The sequence below is a fragment of the Metasolibacillus fluoroglycofenilyticus genome, from assembly GCF_003049645.1.
Lineage (GTDB): Bacteria > Bacillota > Bacilli > Bacillales_A > Planococcaceae > Metasolibacillus > Metasolibacillus fluoroglycofenilyticus.
In genome coordinates this window covers 2139567-2155174 of sequence record NZ_PYWK01000001.1, presented here as the reverse complement: position 1 = coordinate 2155174, position 15608 = coordinate 2139567, and the positions used below count along the sequence as shown (strand labels likewise).

The 15608-nt window shown below is 36.8% G+C and carries 17 protein-coding genes; 14 read left to right on the top strand and 3 right to left on the bottom strand.

The genetic code is table 11. The features are described from left to right. Positions 1-11 precede the first annotated feature (11 nt). The 10 genes from C9J36_RS17515 to C9J36_RS10005 all read left to right on the top strand — a co-directional run bounded on the left by C9J36_RS17515 (position 12) and on the right by C9J36_RS10005 (position 6417). The gene (locus C9J36_RS17515) at positions 12-1076 is read left to right on the top strand and encodes a phage tail protein (protein WP_107942983.1); all 1065 of its coding nucleotides are present in this window, start codon (positions 12-14) and stop codon (positions 1074-1076) included. Then, positions 1073-1357: a hypothetical protein gene (locus tag C9J36_RS10035; RefSeq protein ID WP_066161988.1), complete on the top strand. Its 285-nt coding sequence runs from the start codon at positions 1073-1075 to the stop codon at positions 1355-1357. The genes C9J36_RS17515 and C9J36_RS10035 overlap by 4 nt, the downstream gene beginning before the upstream one ends. Before the next feature lie 47 nt (positions 1358-1404). Next, entirely contained in the window at positions 1405-1533 is a 129-nt protein-coding gene (locus C9J36_RS17605; protein ID WP_268807861.1) for a CD1375 family protein, read from the top strand. Between the two features lie 178 nt (positions 1534-1711). Continuing rightward, entirely contained in the window at positions 1712-2653 is a 942-nt protein-coding gene (locus C9J36_RS10030) for a phage tail protein (RefSeq protein ID WP_107942982.1), read from the top strand. A gap of 13 nt (positions 2654-2666) precedes the next feature. Continuing rightward, on the top strand, positions 2667-2894 hold the full coding sequence (locus tag C9J36_RS10025) for a hypothetical protein (protein ID WP_107942981.1): 228 nt from the start codon (positions 2667-2669) through the stop codon (positions 2892-2894). 193 nt (positions 2895-3087) lie between these two features. Next, positions 3088-4227, top strand: a complete 1140-nt coding sequence (locus C9J36_RS10020) for a phage tail-collar fiber domain-containing protein (protein ID WP_107942980.1) — start codon at positions 3088-3090, stop codon at positions 4225-4227. A 357-nt stretch (positions 4228-4584) separates the two neighbouring features. After that, positions 4585-4734: a CD1375 family protein gene (locus tag C9J36_RS17400; protein WP_201261907.1), complete on the top strand. Its 150-nt coding sequence runs from the start codon at positions 4585-4587 to the stop codon at positions 4732-4734. A gap of 245 nt (positions 4735-4979) precedes the next feature. Further along, complete coding sequence (locus C9J36_RS10015; RefSeq protein ID WP_107942979.1) at positions 4980-5384, top strand: phage holin family protein; 405 nt, start codon at positions 4980-4982, stop codon at positions 5382-5384. Continuing rightward, positions 5381-6076 (top strand): N-acetylmuramoyl-L-alanine amidase, encoded by a 696-nt coding sequence (locus C9J36_RS17660; RefSeq protein ID WP_107942978.1) that lies wholly within the window; start codon positions 5381-5383, stop codon positions 6074-6076. The genes C9J36_RS10015 and C9J36_RS17660 overlap by 4 nt, the downstream gene beginning before the upstream one ends. 113 nt (positions 6077-6189) lie before the next feature. Continuing rightward, positions 6190-6417 (top strand): transcriptional regulator, encoded by a 228-nt coding sequence (locus tag C9J36_RS10005; protein ID WP_430010630.1) that lies wholly within the window; start codon positions 6190-6192, stop codon positions 6415-6417. Between the two features lie 198 nt (positions 6418-6615). Here C9J36_RS10005 and rpsD read toward each other — a convergent pair whose 3' ends face one another. Continuing rightward, a complete protein-coding gene (rpsD, locus tag C9J36_RS10000) occupies positions 6616-7218 on the bottom strand; it encodes a 30S ribosomal protein S4 (protein ID WP_066162017.1) in 603 nt (200 codons plus the stop codon). A gap of 560 nt (positions 7219-7778) precedes the next feature. Here rpsD and C9J36_RS09995 point away from each other — a divergent pair. Beyond that, positions 7779-9659 carry a sensor domain-containing diguanylate cyclase gene (locus tag C9J36_RS09995; protein WP_235616034.1) on the top strand — a complete coding sequence of 627 codons (1881 nt, stop codon included), beginning with the start codon at positions 7779-7781 and terminating at the stop codon, positions 9657-9659. Between the two features lie 144 nt (positions 9660-9803). On the opposite strand, the gene C9J36_RS09990 is transcribed toward C9J36_RS09995, so the two are convergent. Next, a complete protein-coding gene (locus tag C9J36_RS09990) occupies positions 9804-10283 on the bottom strand; it encodes a GAF domain-containing protein (RefSeq protein WP_066162020.1) in 480 nt (159 codons plus the stop codon). A 20-nt stretch (positions 10284-10303) separates the two neighbouring features. After that, complete coding sequence (hisJ, locus tag C9J36_RS09985) at positions 10304-11095, bottom strand: histidinol-phosphatase HisJ (RefSeq protein WP_066162022.1); 792 nt, start codon at positions 11093-11095, stop codon at positions 10304-10306. 132 nt (positions 11096-11227) lie between these two features. On the opposite strand from hisJ, the gene ezrA reads away from it, so the two are divergent. The 3 genes from ezrA (at position 11228) to thiI (ending at position 15454) form a co-directional block, all read left to right on the top strand. After that, a complete protein-coding gene (gene ezrA, locus C9J36_RS09980) occupies positions 11228-12931 on the top strand; it encodes a septation ring formation regulator EzrA (protein ID WP_082798893.1) in 1704 nt (567 codons plus the stop codon). 157 nt (positions 12932-13088) lie between these two features. Next, complete coding sequence (locus C9J36_RS09975) at positions 13089-14246, top strand: cysteine desulfurase family protein (RefSeq protein WP_066162025.1); 1158 nt, start codon at positions 13089-13091, stop codon at positions 14244-14246. Next, complete coding sequence (gene thiI, locus C9J36_RS09970; protein WP_066162028.1) at positions 14246-15454, top strand: tRNA uracil 4-sulfurtransferase ThiI; 1209 nt, start codon at positions 14246-14248, stop codon at positions 15452-15454. The genes C9J36_RS09975 and thiI overlap by 1 nt, the downstream gene beginning before the upstream one ends. The last annotated feature ends 154 nt before the right edge of the window (positions 15455-15608 follow it).

The following is a 15608-nucleotide window of genomic DNA, read 5'->3' as shown; positions in this document are numbered from 1 at the left end:
GGAGTGATATTGTGACACAATACGGCACAATTATAACAAATATCGGCTTAGCGCAAATCGCCAATGCCCAAGTAACACAACAAAAGGTCGGATTAGAGCATATCGCACTCGGAGACGGAAATGGTTCCTACTACATTCCAACTGCAAATCAAAGCGCACTTGTCAACGAAGTATGGCGCGGACCAGTGTCGAATGTAACAATCGACCCAGCAAACGACAATCGCATTATCATTGAGGGCCTTATTCCCACTACAGCAGGCGGCTTCACAATCCGCGAAATTGCTGTATTTGACGACCAAAATCAACTAATCGCAGTAGGGCAATACCCAGAAAAATACAAACCACAGTTAAGCGAGGGCGTAGCAGAAGAAACATTAATTCAATTCGTGATTGAAACAAATAACGCTGACGCTGTTGAGCTATCAATTGACCCAACAATTATTATTGCTAGTCGTGAATATGTGGATGAAAAAGTCGCATCTGTCAGTGCGGGTTTGGTGCAGTTGGAAGAGGACTTTACTACGCATTTGGATAAGGATGATAACCCACACAATACTACGAAAGCCCAAGTCGGGTTGGCAAACGTCACAAACGATGCTCAATTAAAAAAGAGTGGAGACACCGCAACAGGAAGAATGGTCTTTAACGCGGGATTTAGAACGCTAAATGAAAATAATATCATCATGTCCGCTGGTTCCGTTGCGAATAAAGATGGTCTTATCTTTACTAATTCTCTCGATTTTTTATCTAATAGTGCTAACGCCTATGGATTTAAGTTTGCAACAACTGGTATGGGTACCCCGAACGGGAATCTGCACATCGGGATGGTAAAAGGAAACAGTCCTGATGTTTTAGACTTATTATTAAAAATAACGTATCAAGGTGAGATTTTAGTTAAAGATACACACAGGGTATGGCACGATGGAAATGTGCCTGTGAAAGTAGGTACTGGCTCACCGGAAGGAGTGGTGACAGCAACACAGGGTACTATCTACCTTAATCGAAGCGGAGGTACCGGTACCACTCTGTATGTCAAAGAAAACTTTACGGGGAATACGGGGTGGACGGCAAAATGATACAAGAAGTAAAAACTGTAGTTGTTTTAGATAATGAAATTATTAATGTTGGCGAGTGGGACTATCAAGAAGGGCAAAATTCATTGCCGAATGGTGCAACAGTGGAAGAACGCGAAATGTTTTTTACGGATGAATATGGTTGGCGCGAAGTTGGATGGGCACTGCCAATGACGTTAGAACAAGAAAATAAACTACTAAAATTACAAAATCAAGCGAATGCTGAGCGCTTGGAATTCATGGAGGACTTGATTGCAGAAATTGCAATGAAGGTCTACGAATGATGCGCTTTTTTCAATGGATTTTATTATATCTGAAAGGAGGCGAGACCATGATGGCAATGTTTTTCGCACAACGCGTAATTTTAGGCAAGACGGCATTTAACGAAGTACCTTCTACTTTACAACCAGGCGTAAGGGAGATTTTGGAGGATTCAGGTGTTGGCTTTTTAGCTGAGTAATAGTGTAGTAATATAAACAAAAATAATAAGCTGATTAAATGTTTTATTCCATTAAATAAAACGTAAGATTCCCTATTTGAGGGGTTGTCTTACGTTTTTTTATATTTTTAAGTAACAAAATCGCTATTGGGATTATAAATATAAAAATAATATCTAAATAAATGAAAGGAATGATATTATGGCACAATATGGCACGGTTATAACGAATAGTGGTTTGGCACAAATTGCAAATGCGCAAGCCACCCAAACGAAGGTTAGTTTAGAGTATATTGCGCTAGGAGATGGAAACGGTGCTCATTATATACCGACCCAGAATCAAAGTGCATTAGTTAATGAGGTATGGCGTGAACCAGTTGCAAACGTGACAATTGACCCAGCTAATAGCAATCGAATTATCGTTGATGGTGTTATCCCAACCACTGCTGGTGGTTTTACTATCCGGGAAATAGGTGTATTCGATGACCAAAACCAATTAATTGCTGTTGGGCAGTATCCAGAGAAGTATAAGCCACAATTAAATGAAGGTACAGCGGAAGAAATATTAATTCATTTTGTGATTGAGACGAATAACGCTGATATTGTTGAGCTGTCAATTGACCCTTCCATTATTATTGCTAGTCGTAAATATGTGGATGAAAAAGTAGAAAATATAGAGCAACGGTTTATTGAGCATTTGGACAAAGATGTTGCAGATGGAGTACACGGCATGGGAAAAGCCGCAGCAGAAGATTACGAGGAAGGAATTTGGACACCTGTTATTAATGGGACAGCAGGGGGTACTATAAATGCTGACTATACAGTCGGAAGATACATTAAATTAGGTAAACTTGTATTTTTGTCAGCTATAATATCTCTAACTAGCGAATTATCTAACACTGCTAATGGAGCATTGCGTGTAAGTGGGTTACCCTTTGTAGGGCGTGAATCAGGTGGCGGGATGTCTGTTGCAGCTGTGACTGGCATTAATACAGGAGGAGGTATTTTATCAGGAGGCGTCGGAACGAATTCTAACATTATACCTCTTGTGATTTTAAAAGGAGATGGTACAGCCCCGAATCTTAGCCCCTCTGCCATCACAAGCGCGTATAGACTGCATTTTTCTATTGTTTATAAAATTTAAAAGGAGTGTTTTTATGTTAAAAACAGAATATACAATTGATAATTTGACAATGAATGGGGTGTCGATTAAAACTCAACGATATTATGAGACATTCCCACTCGGAGAACCTCACCGAAAAGCATATATGAACAGCGATAATGGACGTATAGAATTACAATCAGAAGTGCCGCAAGCACAGGTAAATGCAGTATTTGCAGTGTGGGGAGATACGCCAACTACTGACGATGCTATTACAGATTAGTCCCCAAATGTGTAGTAATATAAACAAAAATAATAAGCTGATTAAATGCTTTATTCCATTAAATAAAACGTAAGATTCCCTATTTGAGGGGTTGTCTTACGTTTTTTATATTTTTAAGTAGCAAAATCGCTATTGGGATTATAAATATAAAAATAATATCTAAATAAATGAAAGAAATGAAAGGAATGATATTATGGCACAATATGGCACAATTATAACGAATAGTGGTTTGGCACAAATTGCAAATGCGCAAGCAACCCAAACGAAGGTTGGTTTAGAGTATATTGCGCTAGGAGATGGAAACGGTGCTCATTATATACCGACTCAGAATCAAAGTGCACTAGTTAATGAGGTATGGCGTGGAGCAGTTGCAAATGTGACAATTGACCCAGCTAATAGCAATCGAATTATCGTTGATGGTGTTATCCCAACTACTGCTGGTGGTTTTACTATCCGGGAAATAGGTGTATTTGATGCCCAAAACCAATTAATTGCTGTTGGGCAGTATCCAGAGAAGTATAAGCCTCAATTAAGTGAAGGCACGGCAGAAGAAATATTAATTCATTTCGTGCTTGAAACAAATAATTCAGATATTGTTGAACTTTCAATTGACCCTTCAATTATTATTGCTAGTCGTAAATATGTGGATAAAAAAGTAGATGGTGTAGAGCGGCAATTTGCTGAGCATTTGGACAATTTTGATGCACACGGATTAAATAAGTTTTATTCACTTGCCCATGCACAAGAAATCGTTATTGATATGGACTTAAATGATATAAAAACCTTAGGAAACTATGTTTCTAATTCCGCTAATGTAACTACAACATTATTAAATTGTCCGGTTACGACGAATTCAGGATTTACAATGAAAGTGGAGCGTGTAACAGGCGATTCTATAAATTTTTTGAGGCAAACAATAAAAGTTAATCACCAAATTCCAACTACATTTGAAAGAACTATGATTAACAATGTATTTAGCCCCTGGTACAAAATTATAATAACTAGTAATTTAACTTGGATTGAAGCCACTCCTCAAAATGGATGGCAGCAACCAATGGAACAATATATGCGTTTACAATATATTAGAGATAGCTTAGGGATTGTGCATGTTAGAGGTGAGATTTTAGGAGGAGCAATTATAAAAGACACAATTATTACAACGCTACCTGTTGGCTATAGACCAACCTCTACAATACCAATTCAAGTAATAAGAGCCAATGATGCATCGTTCTGTCCAATTCAAATAAATAGTCGAGGAGAGATTACAATTATGCAAAGTTTATCTGCCACAAGTACTTTAAGATTTAACAGTAATTTCTTTGTGGGGGTGTAATTATACAAGGGGTTTACAAAATAGATAGTAAGTCCTTTTGGACATGGGAATCAACAACGCCGGTTAACGCTAATGAGCAAATACTAATATTGGATTTTTAAAAGACGAATTGGACAAGAATAGGGTGGGGCGAAGGTAAAGTACAAAAGGAAATTTACGAAATTATTAATGTACCTACAGAGGAACGTATACATGAATTAGAGCAAGAAAACAAATTATTAAAAGTGCAAAACTCAGCATTAGTAGAACAAACGGAATTTCACGAGGAAATATTGACAGAAATTATTCTGACGATTAACTCATGATGTTCCTTTTTTACTGCGAAATTTTAAACAAAACTATATAGGAGATGATTTTATGATGGCATTATTATTAGCACAGCGAGTAATATTAATGAAATTAGAGTTTGATGCAGTGCCTACAAGCTTAAAATTACAAGTTTACGAACACTTAGAGGATAGCGGTGTAGGGTTTTTAGCTGGCAATTACAAACCTCAAACAAATTGATAGTAGATTAGTTTGAGAATTATTTGTCCACTCTTATTATTAAGGAGTGGTAACATGGAAAATAAGTTTTTCATAGGCCTATTTAACGGTTTTATTTTAAGCATTATCTTGTGGACATCTATTATAGGTTGGGTTCGTATAATTACTAACTTATTTTAATTCTCAAAACAAGCAATAACCAAAAATCCTCAAAGGACGCGTCAACAGACGTGTCCTTTTTGTTATTAAAAAAAGGAAGTGTTCAAATGGAAAAATATATTGCGTTCATTAGTGGGGCTGCTGGAGCAATTGTATCTTATTTAGTGGGTGGCTTAGGTATGGCTGTTACTGTGCTCATTGCGCTTATGGCTTTGGATTATGTGACGGGGCTTATGCAAGCCGCTATCAACCAATCGTTAAATTCTCGGGTAGGATTTAATGGTATTATTCGAAAAATATATTATTTAATGTTGGTTGCGTCTGTGTATTTGATTGCACTTGTAATACCTGGAATTGAGTATGCAGGTGATGGAGCTACTGTTGCATTTTGTGTGTTAGAATTTATTTCTATCACGGAAAATGGTACGAAAATGGGGCTGTGGATGCCCAAGTTTGTCCAAAATTTATTAGCGATTGTTAAAGAAAAAACAGAGGAGGATAATGGAAAATGAGTTATGTGTTCAAACAAAGCTTATTACCTATCAACAAATACTCGCTCAAATCACCATTCCCTATGACAGCTAATTATATTACGGTGCATAACACTGCCAATGATGCATCGGCATATAATGAGGTGATTTACCACAATCGTAATGACAATCAAATTAGTTATCATGTGGCAATTGATGATAGAGAGGTAATCCAGTGCCTGCCATTTAATCGCAATGCTTGGCATTGCGGTGATGGACAAGGTGATGGAAATCGTAAATCCATTGGCATTGAAATTTGCTATAGTAAAAGTGGTGGGGCTCGTTATGAAGCAGCCGAGGAAAATGCTGTACAATATATTGCGACATTATTAAAACAGTTTGGTTGGGGTGTAGAACGTATTAAAAAGCATCAAGATTGGAGCGGCAAATATTGCCCGCATCGAATTTTGGATGAAAATCGTTGGGAAAGCTTCAAGGGGCGTGTGCAAAGCGCATTAGATGCACTTAATAAGCAGCCCATATTAAAGGAGGCAACACAAATAGACTTCTTAACTTCGACGGGTCGTGCAGAAATTCGGGCATTACTTAAAAAAGCTCGTGATAAAAATATTATTAATAAAGCTATACACACAGACAAAGAAATTGAAAAATACGGTGATATTCAATTGTTGAGCTATCAAGCAGCTGTTATCAATCGTACATTTCAAGAATAGCTCCTCTCAGCATGAGAGGGGCTTTTTTTGTTTTCACCAAATATTGCATATTGTCAAATGGGAACCTATGTTCTAAAATGGAATGAAACGAATGTTCTTTTTGGAGGTGGGATATGATGCGAAATCAACTTATAAAAGCAATGCAACGTCAATGTCTTTTGGATATTATGTATATGGCGAAGGATGGTAGAATCTCAAAGAGACGTGTAAAAATTATTAAAATAACAGGTGATACAATGCAGGTGTACTGCTTCAATAAATGCGCAAAACGTACTTTTATAGTAGATAATACACTTGCGATTATGCCTGTTAGTAGCCGAAAAGAGCGTGAAGTTATATGAATTGCTTTTAGCATATAGAAAAGAGCGAGGCACTATAAAGTAGGGGAAGTTTTCATATTTATATACAAACTTAAAATCATCCCTAACTCATCAATAAATTGATTGCTTATGGTTTTCTATTTTGAAATTCAATAAAAAATAACAAAAAACCGCCAAACACTTGATATACAAGTGTTGGCGGTTTGAAATTCTGGAAAATTAGCGAGAGTAGAACTCAACGATTAATTGTTCTTGGATTTCAGCAGATAATTCAGAGCGCTCTGGGAAGCGTACGAATGTACCTACTTTGCTGTCTGCATCAAATGAAAGGTATTCTGGTACGAAGTTGTTTACTTCGATTGCTTCATTTACAACAGCTAAGTTTTGTGAACGCTCACGTAAAGAGATTGATTGACCAGGTTTTACGCTGAAAGATGGAATATCAACGCGCTTGCCATCAACTAAAACGTGACCGTGGTTTACTAATTGACGAGCTGCACGACGAGTGCGAGCTAAGCCTAAACGGTAAACTAGGTTGTCAAGGCGAGTTTCAAGAAGAATCATGAAGTTTTCACCGTGTAAACCTTGTAATTTACTAGCTTTGTCATAAGTGTTTTTGAATTGACGCTCAGTCATACCATACATATGACGTAGTTTTTGTTTTTCTTGTAATTGTAAACCATACTCAGATAATTTTTTGCGTTGGTTTGGACCGTGTTGGCCTGGTGCGTATGGGCGTTTTTCGATTTCTTTACCTGTGCCGCTTAGAGAAATACCAAGACGACGAGAAAGTTTCCAAGATGGACCTGTATAACGAGACATAATTGTGTCTCCTCCTTTAAATTTGGTTTTTTTGTTGTAAAACAAAAACCAGTTGTCTCCCGACTTAATTAGCATTTTATTATTTTGCATCTTCGCCCTTGCAGCCTGAGGGTTACACAATGCACCATTCTTAAAAGAAAGGAATAAAATACAGAAAAAAGCTACACAACTGCTGCATTTATTTTACACTCTGACTATTCTATCTTGTTTTCTACTAGGAGTCAATAAAATTAATTATATCTCGTTTATATTTTACGTGCTTGACTAAGTAAATTGAAATAAGTGTCATGATAAATGTTTAACTAGCATAAAATATGGGTAGTTCAAAATTATGCCTATTAAGAAATATTTGAAAAATTTCAAGATAAAAAACGAATAATGAGTATTTTTATTTATTTTTTTATGTTACATTGAGTTTGGAGTTAAACGTATAGATGTTTAGAATAGTTTTTTTGGAAAAAATGTGAATATTTTCGTAGTCAAATAGGCTTAAGGTAATGTATAATTAAAAATATGCGCAATTATAATCCTTTTAACTATAAAGGAGAAAAGGTGATTTCATGATTTTTGACCATCAACAAAAACTTATTGAAATTAAATCTGATTTAATGGACGTTTATATTAATTCTAATAATGAGCTTGATGACTTAAATGAATTTGTCTTTTTTATAAATAGCTTATTAGAGAAGCACTTTTTTATAACGAATTGCATATTCTTCAAATGGGCAAATGATTTGTTTAAACCTATGTACAATGTTGATGTAGATGCAAACTTGTATGATATATCTTCAATATCCCTCGAGTCTTTTTTCAAGCAACAGCCGCTAGTACCAATTCCTCCAATGTTAAAAAAGGAGACAGGTTTAGAAAACATGACACATTTGCTGTTGGTAAAAGTAAAAGACCAAAATCCGATTGGTATATTCGTTTTCCAAGGCTCAATACAATGTCCATTTTTCGATAATTTAGAATTCGTAGAAGAGTTTGTTCCTTTACTTTCGGAAGTTGTACAGATGAAATTTGAAAGTATCAATATCCGACTAAATGAGCTTCAATACCGCAAATTGTATGATATTGCTAATTTGTTCCATTCTACGATGGATGTTGATGCAATATTGCAAAATGTACTAGCTATCATTCAAGACAATTTCCCGAATTTAAAAGCAGAATTAATATTGTCGAATAATCAAGATCAAAAAACGAAAGTTAATATAAAACAGTTTGACTATTTATCTGAAAGAGCAACTACAATTGAAGCTTTCTTATCGGGGGAGATGACGTCTGAGCATATCCCCGAATTAGACTGTTATTTATTGAATGCACCGATTAAAGGGCAGCAGGCGATTTATGGGATTTTACAAGTGACTGTGCATAGTGAATATGTCATTACAGCGTCACAAAGAGAGTTTATTCAAGTGCTGGCACAAGCCTCTGGTAATGCGTTGGAAAATGCTAAATTATATCACCAGTCTTCACGTTTAATAAGTGATTTACAGCTAATTAATGAAACGTCACATCGCCTTAATATGCGACTGGATATTGATGAGATGCTGTTATTTTTACAAAAGCAGCTAATAAAATCGTTTAAACCGATGGAGCTATGCTTTGTCTTTAAAGAGGAGGAGCAGTTTAATATTACATCCGCGTGCACAAATTTATTTAAAACAGCACATGGGGATATATATGTACAGCATGTTGAAAAACATTTTTCACACTCACAAGACCCTCTATTTATAGCGGATTTTAGACGCATTATAGAAAATCAGCATATAGAGTTTAAATCGATTATGGCTATTCCAATGATTGTGGAAGAGCGAATTAATGGCTTTAGCATCGTCATGCATAGCGAGCCATACTTTTTTTCGTTCGATAGCTTTAAGCTAATGCAGTCACTTATTCATCATTCATCATTAGCGATTGCAAACTCAAAGTTGCGTCATCAGCTACAGGAAATGGTCGATAAGGACCATTTAACAAGCTTATACGCAAGGAGCTATTTGGATCATTTTGTTGAGAAATCCTTACAGGAGGATAGCTCAGGTATGTTTTTATTAATTGATATTGATAATTTTAAACATATTAATGACACATTTGGTCACCAAGTAGGGGATAATATTTTAAAGCAAATTGGGACACAATTGCAGCTTATCGTAAGGGAGCGGGGTATTTGTGCCCGTTGGGGTGGAGAGGAAATGTCCATCTACATTCCGAATATCTCTGATAAAGAGGCATTAGTAGTAGCGGAAACGGTTGTGAAGAGCATTCCCAATGTTACGGAGCCGAGAGTTACGATTTCTGCTGGTCTCATTACATGGAATAAGGTCGAACGGCCCGAATTCCAATCTTTATTTTTACATGCAGATACAGCGTTGTATAGTGCTAAAAATAATGGAAAAAACCAAGTTTGCATTTTCCATCATTCCATGCAATTACAACATTAAAACGGGAACACCCAAAAAGCGTGTGAAGCACTGCTTATTGGGTGTTTTGTTTGTGTTTATATATTTAAAAAAGGTAACCTACAATCAATTACACCTTGGTGTAATTGCGTCTAGATTTTTTCGAGCTAGCTCGAAAAGCCCTTCTTATAAATGCTTCAATAAAGTTTGGACAAATAATGTTAAGCCACGTTCATCGTCTTCCGAAAAGCGATTTTTTATCGGACTGTCGATATCTAATACACCAATAACCTCGTCTTCTTTTAATAATGGAATGACAATTTCTGAATTTGATGCGGCATCACATGCAATATGCCCAGGGAAAGCATGGACATCTTCTACAACAATTGTTTTTCTTTGTTCAACGGCTGTGCCGCATACACCTCGTCCAACCGCAATGCGCACACATGCAGGCAGCCCTTGGAACGGGCCTAAAACAAGCTCGCCATCCTTCATTAAATAAAAGCCCACCCAGTTTATTTCCTGTAAAAATTGATTTAATAGTGCAGATGCATTACTTAAATTTGCGATGAGGTCGCTTTCACCTGTAAGAAGTGCATCAAGTTGCTTTGCTAGTAGGGCATACTTGCTTTCAAGTGTCCCTTCGTATTTCATTTGAGTAAACATAATCTACCTCCGTAAAATTGTTATGAAAAAAGTAATTCGTAATGCTGATGTAAATCCTTTACAGTGTGTGCATCCGAGCCAAAAGTGTATGGCAATGCAATGGATTTTGCATATTCCATCATTGGCAGTGGAGGATATGGTTCTAAGCACATAGGCTTGCTAAGTCCTGCACTGTTGAAATCCACTTCATAGCCGCAGTTTTTCATATGTAACAATAGTTTTTTTATTAATACTGTATCATCAATTTGTTCAGCGTGCGCATGCTGAAATTTATGAATAAGTGTAGGATGACCAATTCGCTTTGGTTTGTATTTACCTAAATCGCTATCGATTGATTGGTGTACCGTTTCATAATATAATTGATACAATTGTTGGACACTGCCGATTTCATTTGCGCATTGTAAATATACTTCTTTCGAAAAATCGATACAAGTATAATGATTTTGCCATTTCAAAAAATGAACAGAAAGAATGGAATCATCAAGCATTGGACCATATTCATTCAAAAATTGACGTGTTTCATTTTCGAAACCTACAATAAAATCAATTTCAAGCCCAATATTAATATGAATTTGTGAAGAATAGTACTTTTTTATTTCCTGTAAATGTGTAAAATAAGGAACAAGTAATGCGAAATCCATCCCGCTATCCTTATCGGGTGTAGGGTCCTCAAATGAGGGCGGTAATGGTGCATGCTCCGTAAAAGTGATTTCTGTAAAATGGCATGCAATCGCTTTTTCAACATAACGTTCTAGTGCGTCTTTAGAACCGTGCGGACAAAAAGGTGTGTGAATATGACCATCTTTTTTCATAAAAAAGGAAACTCCTTTCATCTTATCGATTTACTTTTGCAAAAACCTTTAAAAACTTAAACAAATCATACAAAACGTGGTATATTATAAATAACATATAGCCATAAGCGATTTTGGAACAGGGGGCTTACAGTGGAGTATATCATCATTGTTGTCGTCCTACTATTAGCATTATTAATTTTTGGTTTAATGATTAGGCGAAAACATAATGCTGAAATAGAACGACTAGAAAAAGAAAAAATGCAAGTGCAGCATTATCCTATATATGAAGAATTAACAAAAGTAAAAGCGCTGAATATGAACGGTCAAACGGAGGAAATGTTTGAAAACTGGCGCAATATGTGGTCAGAAGTAATTGATGTACATGTTGTGAAAATGGATTCGATGTTGTTTGATGCGGAAGAATATGTGGATCGTTTTAAGTTTAAAAAAGCTACCCAAGTTGAGCGTGAAATAGAAGAATATATTGTAAAATGTGAAACAATTAAAGTTAAAATTATTAAAGAGTTAGAGGAATTGATTGGAAGCGAAGAGAAAAATCGTATCGAGGTGGAGCAATTAAAGGAATACCATCGCTCAGCACGCAAAACGATTTTAGCACATCAATACTCATTTGGTCCTGCCTTAGAGCAGCTTGAAAAAAGATTGGAGCAATTTGTACCGAAGTTTGAGGAGTTCGACCAATTGACAACGGAAGGCAACTATTTGCAAGCTCGTGAAATTATTTTAACTTTAAACAGTGAGGCGCAATCCATTTTCTCGTTATTAAGCGATATTCCAACATTGCTAACAGAAATTCAAACGAAAATTCCGACAGCCATTCAGGAATTACGCAACGGTCAGAAAGAAATGGAGGAGCAAAAATATTATTTGCGCCATCTGGAGCTTACAGATTATTTGGATAAGCTTGAGCAGGAGCTTATCACACTTAAGCAAGCTGTAGCTGATTTAAACTTGACTGAAGTGACACCACGCGTCGATGAAATTAACGATGAAATAGATAATTTCTATGATTTGCTAGAAAAAGAAGTAGTGGCGAAGAAATTTGTTGACCGGCACTGTAGCGCGATGAATGAGACGATTACCGATGTAATGAAGGCGACGAAGGAAGTGCATGATGAGGCGGCATATGTGCAGCATAGCTACCGTCTGCCGGATAAAGAAGCAGAAGTACCTAAGCAATGTTTAAAGCAGCTGGAGGTTTTACAAAAACGCTACGAGCTATTAGCTATTCGCGTTGAGGAAGAGAAATCAGCTTATTCTAGTTTGCAGGAGGAACTGCAAGAAATTACGAACGAAATGGAACGTATACAAGAGGAGCAGGAAAAATTCTCGAATATGCTGAAAAATTTACGTATTGATGAAAACAATGCACGTAAAGAGCTTGATACGCTAAAAAAATTATTGCAAAATACAGAGCGAATGCTACATAAGGCAAATATTCCAGGTATTCCAGAGGAAATGGATGCGCGATTAGAGGAAGCGGAGGAGCATATTTTTATCGTTGTTCAAAGCTTGCAGGAAATTCCATTAAATATGGAAGCTGTACATAGTCATTTGTTAAACACGAAAAAATGTATTGAAGATGTACATGAACGCGCGGAAGAAATGATTACGAATGTGATGCTTATTGAAAGAATGATTCAATATGGCAATCGTTACAGAGCGACAAATGCTACAGTACATGCGCGTTTAGCTGAAGCGGAGGAAGCATTCCATCAATTCCGTTATGTGAAGGCGTTGGAGGATGCTGCACATGCTGTGGAATCGATTGAGCCAGGAGCAATAAAGCGCATTGAAGCGCTTGTGCAAGAGGAACTATTAATGAAATCTTAATAAATGAAATGAGGCGTCCGAAAAGTGTGCAAGCACTGCTTTTCGGACGTTTCTTTTTTAGAATAATAAGCTATAAAAACAGAGTGGTAGTCAATTTTAAAACTTTGCGTTATGATAGGTAACGGTAAATTGATGATTTGAAAGTGTGTGACGAATAATGAAAGAGAATACGATATATTTAGACAACAGTGCAACGACGAAGCCGCATCCAGAGGTAATGCAAACATTTCTGCAAGTGAATGAGTTGTATTATGCAAACCCTGCCTCGATTCATGAAGCAGGAGTAGAGGCAAATACTTTGTTAATGCGCGCACGCGAGCAAATTGCTAATATTGTGCAAACAGAGACACAGGATGTAATTTTTACAGCAGGCGGAACAGAATCTAATAATTTTGCCATTTTTGGTAGTGCACAGGCAAATACCCATAAAGGAAAGCATATTGTTACAACTGAAATTGAGCATCCTTCCGTCCTTGAAGCGGTAAAACGTTTAGCGCAGCAGGGCTTTGATATTGATTATTTATCTGTCAATGAAGCGGGTATCATTTCACTTGATGAGCTGCGAAGCAAAGTGAGAAAAGATACAATTTTAGTTAGTATTATGCATGTTAACAATGAAATGGGGGCAATTCAGCCGATTCAAGAGGCCGCTAAAATCATTCATGAACAAAGCCGTGCTATTTTCCATGTCGATGCTGTGCAAAGCTTTGGCAAAATTGCTGTGCAATTTAATGGAGAAAACGGACCAGACTTAATCACGATTTCAGGGCATAAAATTCATGCATTAAAAGGCTCGGGTGCATTAATTTTCCGCAAAAAGCTTGCGATTGCACCTCATATCGTCGGTGGAGGACAGGAATTTGGTTTGCGCAGTGGTACAGTTGCCGTACCGCAAGCAGTAGCGCTTGCTAAAGCTGCCCGTATAGCTATTGAGGGAATGGCTGAAAAAACAGTGCAATATAAAAAATGGTCGAAGGATTTGCATTTATTTTTAGGAAGCTTCGACTCAAATATTCATTTGCTTTCTTCAGAGGCTGGAGCGGCGCATATCATATCGTTTAGCGTGAGAGAGCTCAAAGGCGAAATTTTAATAAATGCGCTACAAAAGCATGATATAATTGTTTCAACTTCAAGCGCCTGCTCCTCTAAACAAACGGCGACAAGCCATGTCGTGGAGGCTTTAAATATTGCGCCGAGCTTTAAAAAGGGTGTATTGCGTTTAAGCTTTGGTGTACACACGACAGAAACGCATATCGAGCAATTTAAAAAAGTGTTTAGTGATATAATGCGCGACTTAAAAGGAGAAAATAAATAATGATTTTTAAAGAAATATTAATTCGTTATGGTGAACTATCGACAAAGGGGCGAAATAAAAATGATTTTATTCGTCGTTTGCGTGAAAATATTCGTTATTCTTTTGCCGATATATTACCGTTAAATATTCGTGCTGAGCGCGACCGCATGTTCATTGAAATTGAAAATGATGAAAAGTATCAAGTGTTAATGAAACGTTTGCCAGAGGTGTTTGGTATTCAATCATTTAGTCCTGTTGCGGCATGTAATAAAAATATGGATGATATGAAGCAGCTTGCTACTGAAATAATGGCACAGTATGGCGATGAGCCTTTAACTTTTAAAGTGGAAGTGCGCCGAACAGATAAAACATTCCCATTTGACACATATATGATTCAGCGCGAGCTTGGTGGAACAGTATTAAGCAAATATCAAAATATTTCTGTCCAAGTAAAAAAACCAGATGTAGAGCTGCGTGTAGAAGTTCGGTATGATGCGATTTATATGATGGGACAAATCATTCCTGGTGCTGCTGGTATGCCAGTTGGCTCGAATGGTAAATCATTATTAATGCTGTCAGGTGGTATTGATAGTCCAGTTGCAGGCTATTTGATGATGAAGCGCGGTGTACGTTTAGAAGCTATTCATTTTTATAGCCCACCATATACAAGTGAGCATTCTTTACAAAAAGTTAAGGATTTAGCGAATGAACTAACAAAATTTGGCTCGAAGATTCGCCTTCATATTATTCCGTTTACAGAAATTCAAGTACTAATTAAAGAGCGTGTACCAGAAAATATGTCGATGACAACTACTCGTCGTATGATGCTCCGTATCGCTGATAAAGTGCGTGAGGAAGTTGGTGCACTAGCTATCGTAACAGGGGAAAGCTTAGGTCAAGTGGCGTCACAAACATTAGAAAGCTTAACGGCAATTAATGATGTAACAGCTACCCCAATTTTAAGACCTCTTATTGCGGCAGATAAGCTAGACATTATTCATATTGCAGAGCGCATTGGCACATATGAAACATCTGTACTGCCATATGAGGATTGCTGTACAATTTTCACACCTGCAAGACCAAAAACAAAGCCAAAGCTTGAAAAGGTCGCATATTATGAAAGCTTTACTGAATTTGATGAATTAATCGAGCGCGCTGTGCGCAATCGTGAAATGCATCTCTTACCAGAAAAGAAAGCAACAGCTGATAAGTTTGCTGACTTATTATAATTAATAGGTAAGGAGGTGTCAAAAAAGTGGTCTGACTCACCATTTTTAGACACCTTTTTGCTTTTCCATAAAAGTGGATGCATTTAAAAAACTGCAAACAAATAAATAAGCAAAACGCTATTTTCAGCAGTATGAAAAATGCTTTATTCATCCT

What these genes read in the sequence shown, in the direction of transcription:
- C9J36_RS09990 (WP_066162020.1), bottom strand. Translation starts at nt 10,283, where the DNA reads ATGTTTACTCAAATGAAATACGAAGGGACACTTGAAAGCAAGTATGCC.
- C9J36_RS17605 (WP_268807861.1), top strand. Translation starts at nt 1,405, where the DNA reads ATGATGGCAATGTTTTTCGCACAACGCGTAATTTTAGGCAAGACGGCA.
- C9J36_RS10020 (WP_107942980.1), top strand. Translation starts at nt 3,088, where the DNA reads ATGGCACAATATGGCACAATTATAACGAATAGTGGTTTGGCACAAATT.
- C9J36_RS10015 (WP_107942979.1), top strand. Translation starts at nt 4,980, where the DNA reads ATGGAAAAATATATTGCGTTCATTAGTGGGGCTGCTGGAGCAATTGTA.
- C9J36_RS10030 (WP_107942982.1), top strand. Translation starts at nt 1,712, where the DNA reads ATGGCACAATATGGCACGGTTATAACGAATAGTGGTTTGGCACAAATT.
- C9J36_RS10035 (WP_066161988.1), top strand. Translation starts at nt 1,073, where the DNA reads ATGATACAAGAAGTAAAAACTGTAGTTGTTTTAGATAATGAAATTATT.
- C9J36_RS10005 (WP_430010630.1), top strand. Translation starts at nt 6,190, where the DNA reads ATGATGCGAAATCAACTTATAAAAGCAATGCAACGTCAATGTCTTTTG.
- hisJ (WP_066162022.1), bottom strand. Translation starts at nt 11,095, where the DNA reads ATGAAAAAAGATGGTCATATTCACACACCTTTTTGTCCGCACGGTTCT.
- rpsD (WP_066162017.1), bottom strand. Translation starts at nt 7,218, where the DNA reads ATGTCTCGTTATACAGGTCCATCTTGGAAACTTTCTCGTCGTCTTGGT.
- C9J36_RS09995 (WP_235616034.1), top strand. Translation starts at nt 7,779, where the DNA reads ATGATTTTTGACCATCAACAAAAACTTATTGAAATTAAATCTGATTTA.
- C9J36_RS17400 (WP_201261907.1), top strand. Translation starts at nt 4,585, where the DNA reads ATGATGGCATTATTATTAGCACAGCGAGTAATATTAATGAAATTAGAG.
- C9J36_RS17660 (WP_107942978.1), top strand. Translation starts at nt 5,381, where the DNA reads ATGAGTTATGTGTTCAAACAAAGCTTATTACCTATCAACAAATACTCG.
- thiI (WP_066162028.1), top strand. Translation starts at nt 14,246, where the DNA reads ATGATTTTTAAAGAAATATTAATTCGTTATGGTGAACTATCGACAAAG.
- C9J36_RS10025 (WP_107942981.1), top strand. Translation starts at nt 2,667, where the DNA reads ATGTTAAAAACAGAATATACAATTGATAATTTGACAATGAATGGGGTG.
- C9J36_RS09975 (WP_066162025.1), top strand. Translation starts at nt 13,089, where the DNA reads ATGAAAGAGAATACGATATATTTAGACAACAGTGCAACGACGAAGCCG.